The 7667-nt window shown below is 38.0% G+C and carries 8 protein-coding genes; all 8 read right to left on the bottom strand.

The genetic code is table 11. The features are described from left to right. Positions 1-237: 237 nt before the first annotated feature. The 8 genes from C7B62_RS23250 to C7B62_RS23210 all read right to left on the bottom strand — a co-directional run bounded on the left by C7B62_RS23250 (position 238) and on the right by C7B62_RS23210 (position 7107). Positions 238-2454 (bottom strand): peptidase domain-containing ABC transporter, encoded by a 2217-nt coding sequence (locus C7B62_RS23250; protein WP_106243171.1) that lies wholly within the window; start codon positions 2452-2454, stop codon positions 238-240. 448 nt (positions 2455-2902) lie between these two features. After that, a complete protein-coding gene (locus tag C7B62_RS23245) occupies positions 2903-3283 on the bottom strand; it encodes a hypothetical protein (protein ID WP_106243167.1) in 381 nt (126 codons plus the stop codon). A 361-nt stretch (positions 3284-3644) separates the two neighbouring features. Further along, the gene (locus C7B62_RS23240; RefSeq protein ID WP_199194346.1) at positions 3645-3998 is read right to left on the bottom strand and encodes a hypothetical protein; all 354 of its coding nucleotides are present in this window, start codon (positions 3996-3998) and stop codon (positions 3645-3647) included. A 107-nt stretch (positions 3999-4105) separates the two neighbouring features. Further along, complete coding sequence (locus C7B62_RS23235) at positions 4106-4369, bottom strand: DUF4278 domain-containing protein (protein WP_106243162.1); 264 nt, start codon at positions 4367-4369, stop codon at positions 4106-4108. Between the two features lie 67 nt (positions 4370-4436). Then, entirely contained in the window at positions 4437-4742 is a 306-nt protein-coding gene (locus tag C7B62_RS23230) for a hypothetical protein (RefSeq protein ID WP_106243158.1), read from the bottom strand. A 174-nt stretch (positions 4743-4916) separates the two neighbouring features. Next, positions 4917-5300 carry a peptidase inhibitor family I36 protein gene (locus C7B62_RS23225; protein WP_106243155.1) on the bottom strand — a complete coding sequence of 128 codons (384 nt, stop codon included), beginning with the start codon at positions 5298-5300 and terminating at the stop codon, positions 4917-4919. Positions 5301-5909: 609 nt separating this feature from the next. Then, complete coding sequence (locus C7B62_RS23220; protein WP_106243149.1) at positions 5910-6395, bottom strand: hypothetical protein; 486 nt, start codon at positions 6393-6395, stop codon at positions 5910-5912. Positions 6396-6618: 223 nt separating this feature from the next. Beyond that, positions 6619-7107 (bottom strand): hypothetical protein, encoded by a 489-nt coding sequence (locus tag C7B62_RS23210; protein WP_106243142.1) that lies wholly within the window; start codon positions 7105-7107, stop codon positions 6619-6621. Positions 7108-7667 lie beyond the last annotated feature (560 nt).

The raw sequence follows: 7667 nt of genomic DNA, 5'->3' as shown, positions 1-7667 counted from the left end.
GGTAGTGGGTAGTAGGTAGTAGGTAGTAGGTAATGGGTAGTGGGTAGTGGGTAGTGGGTAATAAATTATCTGTGCGACGCGGAGGACGCGAAGCTTATACTAAAGCATTTGCGAAGCTACATGCGGCTAAAGCCTTTGTCCTTTAGGGGATAATTTTTTAAAACAAACATTCGTGAACGAAGAGGTTTTAAACCTAATTAATCAATTGTTCAATGTTCAATGTTCAATGTTCACTGATCAAGAATGTCCGTTGAGATGACTATTGCTGGATAATGCCACCAGGGGTTTATCTGTAGGGATAAAGTCGTCGAGAAAATCTAAATGATCGCCCCCCATAGAGCGTAATTGTTCGGGAGTACCTTGGATTTTTAATTCTCCTTTCTCTAACATCACAATCCAATCAGCACGGACGATTACTCTGGGGCGATGACTAATTAAAATAGTGGTTTTGCCTTGTCGATGGGCAAATAATTGTTTTAATACTCGTGCTTCACTCACTGGATCTAGTGCGCCAGTAGATTCATCTAAAATTAAGACTGGTGGATCGGTAACTATGGATCTAGCGATCGCCAATCTTTGTTTTTGACCACCAGAAAGGTTTGCGCCGAATTCACCTAATACGGTTTGATATTTGTCGGGTAATTCGCTTATAAATTCATCAGCCCCAGCGATTTGACAAGCTTTAACAATTTGCTCAAAGGTGACATCGGGATAACTGAAACGAAAGTTATCAATAATCGAACGACTCCAAAAGTGGGCTTCTTGGGGTAAAAGTACTACCTGTTGACGCAGACATTCTAAGGACAGATCTTGTTGATTATAAATACCGTAGCGGAGATTACCAGATTGCACTGAATATAAACCAGCAATGAGTTTAGCGAGGGTACTTTTGCCACAACCAGATTGACCAATTAAAGCGACAACTTTACCACTAGGAATTGTTAGGGAGAAATTTTTTAATAAATCGACTCTGCCAGCATGATGAAAGTTTAAGTTATTACAGACAATATCAGTATCACCAGGAAGTTCTGCCCAAGGTTTTTTAAAGTCATTTTCATCTTCGGGAGTGGCTTCAATTACTTCTGTTAGGCGTTGAATAACTACTTGTGCTGTAATAAATTCATCTGCTAGTCCAATGGCACTACCTAAAAATCCTAGAAAATTACCACTCATGCCGTTATATGCCAGCAATTGACCAATACTTAAATCGCCCTTAATTACCAGATAGCTGCCCAACCACAACAAGCTGACGGAGGTGAAGCTAGATAAGACGCTGGTGATACTACCACTGTAAAGACCCAGTTTCATGGTACTCCAGCCCAGATTAGCCAAGCGACCATAATTACCTTGATATTCTTGCCAAGCTTGGGGTGTAGCTTGAGTGGTTTTGAGTACCTGTACCCCGCGAAAGGTTTCGACTAAAAAGCCTTGATTTTCTGTACCTAAAACAATTTGACTGCGAGTCTTTTGGCGTAGGGCAGGTAAAAAGACTAAGTTTACTAGAGTAACAACAATAAAAGCCACAATTGAAGCGACACTGAGTTGCCAACTATAAAACAGCATCATGGCCAGAGAAACCACTGCAATAAAAAATTGACTGGGTAACCCAAGCACAATTTGCGATACTAAATTATTAATCGCCCCGACATCAGAAATCCGACTAACTACTTCGCCACTGCGTCTACCTTCAAAATAAGAGAGGGGTAGATGGAGTAATTTACGTCCGTATTCATAAATTAGTCCCAATTGTAGCTTCTGTCCAAAATGACCAATTAGGTGCGACTGAACTAAACCAACCACAGTTCTAAATACGTTCATTACAATAACGGCGATCGCCACTGTAGCTAGTAACTGCGTATCACCTCTGACTAAAACATCATCTGTCAGTAACTGCATCATGATGGGAGAAGCTAAGGATAGCAAGCCGACAGCAAAATTAATTGCGATCGCCTGAAATAAAATCCAACGATAGGGTAACACTCGTTTGAGATAGCGTCCAAAACCGCCAAAACTTCCTTTATCGTCTTCTTCTTGTTCATAGAAGCGACTATCATCGGGAGAAAGCAACAACATTACCCCATTGCCCCAACCGACAGTCAACTCACGACGAGTTAGATAACGAATACCCACGCCAGGATCAGCAACAATGTATTTTTTGCCTTTTTTACCGTATAAAACTATCCAATGGTAGCCTTTCCAGTGAATAATAGCTGGTAGAGGAATTTCCGCTAGGCGATCGATAATTTCTGTAGTTGCTTTAACTTGACGCACATTAAAGCCGAAAGTCTCTGCACCTCGATTCAAACCTAATAAGGTAGTACCTCTTGCACCAGTACCGACTGCTTCTCTAACTCGACTAATAGCAAAGGTGCGTCCGTAATGTTTAGCAACGGTAGCCAGACAAGCAGCCCCGCAATCCTCTTCACTGTGTTGTAATACAATTGGGTGTTTCATTTTTCAGTAGGGAATTTAAAATCTGGTTTTTTGAGCTATCTGTATCGTAGAAATCAAACCAAAAAAAAACGTCTGAAAAACGTCTTGAATCGCACCTAGACTTAATAAATAAATTCCTTGTGACTTTAGTAGCTGAACCTGATTAATTTTTCTATGACTAAAGTTAGACGAGTCAATAATAATCAGGCGTTGCTGAATTAGAGGTCACTTTGGTTGAGATAAATTTTCTACATTACTGCGCTTTTCAGTTGAGTTGAACACACAAGCCACATTGCGCTAAAGCACATTGTCCTAAAGGATATGTTATGCCCTTGTCCTAAAGGATAAGCTTCGCAAATGGTACACCTTCGGATATCCAGCTTAACAGGAAACTTTTAGAGCTTAGAGCTTAGAGCTAAAAACTAGTTAATTAACAACGTAGTCTATTCAATAGAAAACTGCTCTAAGGCTATTGGCAAGAAGCTTGCCTTTTAAAAACAAAATAACGATTTAAATCTTTGCTACTTACCAGATAGATCGCAATAATGGCGCTGAGAATAGCCATGATCAAACTTCCCACAATCAAAATAGTGGAGAGCTTTGAACTTAGTGCTAGAACCATTGTGATTAAAATAACCACCAGCAAACTGCAAATACTCATCAGCAGCCATTTTGCCCATTTTTGTCCCTGCATAACAAAGTACATCACTACAATCGTTGGTAAGATACGCCCAATAGCCCACCAATCCCGCGCAATAGTCACCAAGGTAATATCTAAAACACAGAGCAATAGAAGCATAGCGAGCAATTTATTTCGAGCTTTTAAAGCAGATTGGTCAGGATGGTTCATGGGTTAATAAACTCATAAAAAACAAAAGTGTGTCAATCTTTAATTAACATAGCAACAGCTATTTTATTGAGTTCAGTTGAATTAGCGTTTTAATGTCGTATTTATTCAAAATTATTTACTTTAATATATACAGAACCTTCAGCAAACCCTCGATGGTAATAAAGCAAAGCATTGAACAATGAATGTTGATTGGGTTAAGATTTTTGTGTACAGCATTCTGCCATCCTAAACGGTAAAGCTCATAGCCTAAATAACCAACACGCTCAATTGGCATTTTGCACCTCCAATTTCTCTGAATAAAAGTACAATGTTAATTTGATTTATGAATAAAATTAAGGCGCGATCGCATTTTAATTCCAATTTACTCCAATTTTCTAAAGCGATAGGAGTTGGCTCGACAATTAAGTTGAGGTTGGGAGAGAAATAAAATGTAGTAAAGCGAAGGATCGACGCGATCTGTGAAGCAAGTGTCTAAATATTGCTCTCGGATGGATTCTCGCTCTTGTTGTTCAGATTGAGAGTTTTTGGCTACTTCAGATTTGCTAGATGTTTTGGCAGCTTTAAATAGGGCAGCCAGCTTTGACCAAACGAGGGAAAAAGGATTTCTGAGAATTCTTGAGAGATGCGATCGCGAAGCGTAGGCGGAGCCTAATCGCTTTTCTGTTGTTGAAACTTGGGTTGAGTCGGGAAAATCTTCAACCAGCCAATCGTTCATATTCTTCGACATGTGCATCTTGCCTTTATTAGAAAATTGCCTGTTAAAAGAGCGATTCCTGAAGGAAAATCGCCCTTTTTGGCTGTACTAGGAACAATGCATTGTGTTCACTGCCAACGCCAGTTGATCGCCTGGGGCTTTTGATAGGACTTGAGGGGTTGAAGCTTACGCTCGTAAGTATTTCCTCGGTAGATTAGGGTCACAGTTGGTTCATCTGTTTCCACCTCTTCAGAAATTACTACAGGACGTGGAGTATAGTCGAAGGTGCTACCTCGATAAGTGAGTTTCAGTTTGGGTTGATCTGTGGAATCAGAAGCAAGCTGGATTGGGGCAGAAGTTTCGTACAAGTTGCCGCGAAAGGTCAGTTTCATGATTAATACTCTCTTTAGGTTAGATATTCTCGTGAATTCGTTTTAAGATTAGTGATGAATGAGGTCATCAAAGTAGAATATCTATACTTCCCTCTGAAGTTCCTCCAGTACTTGCATTTTCAACAAAATTAGTGCCTGCATTTTCAACAACTTCGTTTTTTATGATCTCCTTGGCGATAAAACCTCCCACGGCGGGAACAATAATTCTGGCAGCGCCCAACGCGAGCAGAGGCACCGCGCCACCACTTACCGCCTCCCAATCCTGCTCACTAAGCTCAGATATATGCTCCAAATCCTGCTCGGCAAGCCGATTGGCGTTGTTGGTCAGTTGAGTTTTTTCTTCTTTGATATTGTCATTGTTTGATTTGTTCATTATTTTTCTCCTGTGTTTTTTGTTAGTTTGTGCTTATGTAACGTATGAATCGAAGGAAACTTTGATTAGGTTGTGCTTCATTTCGTGAATGCGTTATTTATTTGATTGAAATGAAGCTCTGGTCGGGGAGTACCTCCTCTAGTCGAAGAGGTATTCAGAAAGAAGGTCTTGTTACTAAAGTGGCTGTGCGGAACCGCTAGCTTCGCTACGATAAGAGGTGATTTTATCGTTGAAGCCTGTGCCAAAAAGATCTTTAGCCGATTCTCCTGGTTCTAAGGTGAAACGATCGCCGCTATAACCAGCACGGGTATAGAAAGCCCAGCGTTTATCAGTGTCATTGATAATTGAGGAAATCTGATTATTAAACAACACATTTTCCTGGCGATCGCTTACTCTCAAGTCACGGACACCTTTGGCAGTTCTTTCTTTCCCACCGTAGTTAGCATCAGTGTAGACAGCAATCCCGCCAGAAATAGCGGCAGCAGATTCATGAGAAATGTCTTGGACACATTCGATGCTAGAGAGAGAGTTGGATTGATTATTGTTGATCTTAGTCATTGTTTTTTTCCTAATAATTTGGGTTTACTTTAGTTATCTACCAGGCAAGAGTTGATCAAACAATTAGTAGTTAGTTAATTAACTTTTGCTTTGGTTTCTAACTGTCTTCATAATAAAATTTAGAGCCAAATAAAACATCCCACAAAAGTCTCGAATCTCTATAAACGAAATAAATATAAACTCTCTAATACTTAAGTTATTTATCGAGTATTTTTTCTATAACTAAAGTCATAGTGAAAATTAAAAATCATTAAATAACGGAGCAAAGCTATAAGCTATAAGTCAATCTTGATGAGGGTTTTGTCCCCCCTAATTGCGGACAAACAAGTAAGGTCTTGGGCTTCGCCCAGACAATTACCTTGTCGAAGAAGTAGACTACCAAACTCTGTTTGGTTGGGGTCTTAGACCTGTCTAGCTGTAAGCTTTAATGAAAAACTCGTACCGACAACCTAATGCTTAGAACTATTAGCTTAAAGCTTTTTGATAAATCAATTGCGATCGAGATAATCTAGAAATAAAAAAACTCTTGTAAAAAAGAGCCTTGCTTATCTTAATTTGATTTAGGAGTTAAAAGCTATTGAATAATTGTCTCAAAAGTTGTCTTTTTGTTTAGGTTAGGCTACAAAAATAATTAATATCAAATAACTCTCTTAGTTCTTTAATTGTTATAGTGTAAAAGCGATCAAATTCAATTTGGTTAAGATTACGATATTTATGGTTTTTTCCATGCTCAAAACCTAAGTCAAAAATATTTAAATGCTGATGAGCGATTCGATATTTTAAAGGATAAACAAAACGAGCAATAAATTTAAACAAACGAACGTGCCATATTTTTGTACTGTCATCATTTCCCATCGTAAACCCAATAATAAAAGCTTCTTCTGCTGGACTTACCCCAAGTCCCAAAATAATATGCAGACAATCATGGTTATGCAAACTTATTTTACCTGGTAGAGCAATAGGACTTCTTGGGTTTTCAAATAGTCTAATAATCAAAGGAATATCCGACTGATTGTTTAAATTCATTTGTTGATAAACACTCTTTAGACTTATATCCGCGATCGCTTTATCCGTCCAGTTTATGCTAGTAACCATCTGTATACCCCTAGGCAATCAACAAAAATAAAAATTGAGCTTGAATAACAGATCATTAAATAGTCTTTAGTTTGAAGACTAGAAATAAAAAGTTGACTAGAACTTAAAGCCAAAAATAAAAAGCCATAGCTACTAATACTAAGTTTAGCTGCCAACATCACTCCACCAACAACAGCACAAACACTACTAGAAATTTTGAGTAATCGAGGAGACAAATAAATACTTAATAATTTTTTAGTATATTAGTATTAACTGTCTTCTGATTAAGCATACAGTTATTATTTATTTGTGTTGCGGGTGAGCGATCAACAAATTGATTTATAGCAGTATTTTTGGGAATTGACCTGCAAATTGACTTTGAAATTGATCTTACTATTACTGCTTCGTCGGTAATTAATTTTTTATATCCTGCTGCGGTTAAACACTGAATAATATTACCGAAACTCTTATCTTGTTGTTCTGCAATAATTAATAAATCTTGAAATAAATTTTTAGTAACATTGATGATAATGATATAAAATTCTTTATGAAAATGACAAGCAATTTCTTGAGGAGTGAGATCGCATAATAAACCGTGTAGAATTGTTGCTTCTAAATCAGTTAACTTTTTACGTTTGCTAATAGTTTTATGACGATGTAAGGCAATCACTTTATGTAGTCTATTTACATCCCAATTATAATTAGCTTCTAGGAATAATTTCTGATAATTCATAGCATGTTTTCATAAAAACAGTAAAAAACTAAGTTAAGTTAGTAGAAAACTGAGATGCAAAAAGAATGCAGTAAAGCGATCGCAATACTATTTGGATAAACAGATTTGATTTATTGCTATGGGGAAATAAGGAAGATAATTACTGCCTCAAGTCCCCAAGTCTCAAACAACAATCGTTAACAGAACGGCATTAGATTATAAATTTTGCCCAGGCTAGGCGATCGCATTTTCAGTTTTTAGAATGCGATCTTCTAGCGCTTGCCCTAAAGGACTCCTAAAGGACTTGTCTCGTTTACACCGCTTTGTTTGGTGCATAGTTGGAGATACCGCTTCGCATATAGCTTCGCGTCGCACCCGAATGAGTGTATTCTTTGGATCGCAGTTATTAAAGCTGTTGCCAAAGTTTTAAGCTGATTATGGCAGAGCTTTGAAAGAGGATATTTGCATGCCAAAATCACCAGGATTAACACTTTGACCTGGCCCTACGTCAATATAATTGCCTGTAAAATTTACATCTTCGTAGAATCTCCATGCTTTATCATTACGGATAGTAATAGATC

Source organism: Pleurocapsa sp. CCALA 161 (assembly GCF_003003995.1).
Classification (GTDB): domain Bacteria; phylum Cyanobacteriota; class Cyanobacteriia; order Cyanobacteriales; family Xenococcaceae; genus Waterburya.
Note: the sequence above shows the minus strand (reverse complement) of the source record. Positions and strands in the feature narration are given on the sequence as shown.

Bases quoted from the DNA above. Each gene is read 5' to 3' on its own strand.
- C7B62_RS23225 (WP_106243155.1), bottom strand. From the start codon at position 5,300: ATGACTAAGATCAACAATAATCAATCCAACTCTCTCTCTAGCATCGAA.
- C7B62_RS23240 (WP_199194346.1), bottom strand. From the start codon at position 3,998: ATGAACGATTGGCTGGTTGAAGATTTTCCCGACTCAACCCAAGTTTCA.
- C7B62_RS23220 (WP_106243149.1), bottom strand. From the start codon at position 6,395: ATGGTTACTAGCATAAACTGGACGGATAAAGCGATCGCGGATATAAGT.
- C7B62_RS23235 (WP_106243162.1), bottom strand. From the start codon at position 4,369: ATGAAACTGACCTTTCGCGGCAACTTGTACGAAACTTCTGCCCCAATC.
- C7B62_RS23245 (WP_106243167.1), bottom strand. From the start codon at position 3,283: ATGAACCATCCTGACCAATCTGCTTTAAAAGCTCGAAATAAATTGCTC.
- C7B62_RS23250 (WP_106243171.1), bottom strand. From the start codon at position 2,454: ATGAAACACCCAATTGTATTACAACACAGTGAAGAGGATTGCGGGGCT.
- C7B62_RS23210 (WP_106243142.1), bottom strand. From the start codon at position 7,107: ATGAATTATCAGAAATTATTCCTAGAAGCTAATTATAATTGGGATGTA.
- C7B62_RS23230 (WP_106243158.1), bottom strand. From the start codon at position 4,742: ATGAACAAATCAAACAATGACAATATCAAAGAAGAAAAAACTCAACTG.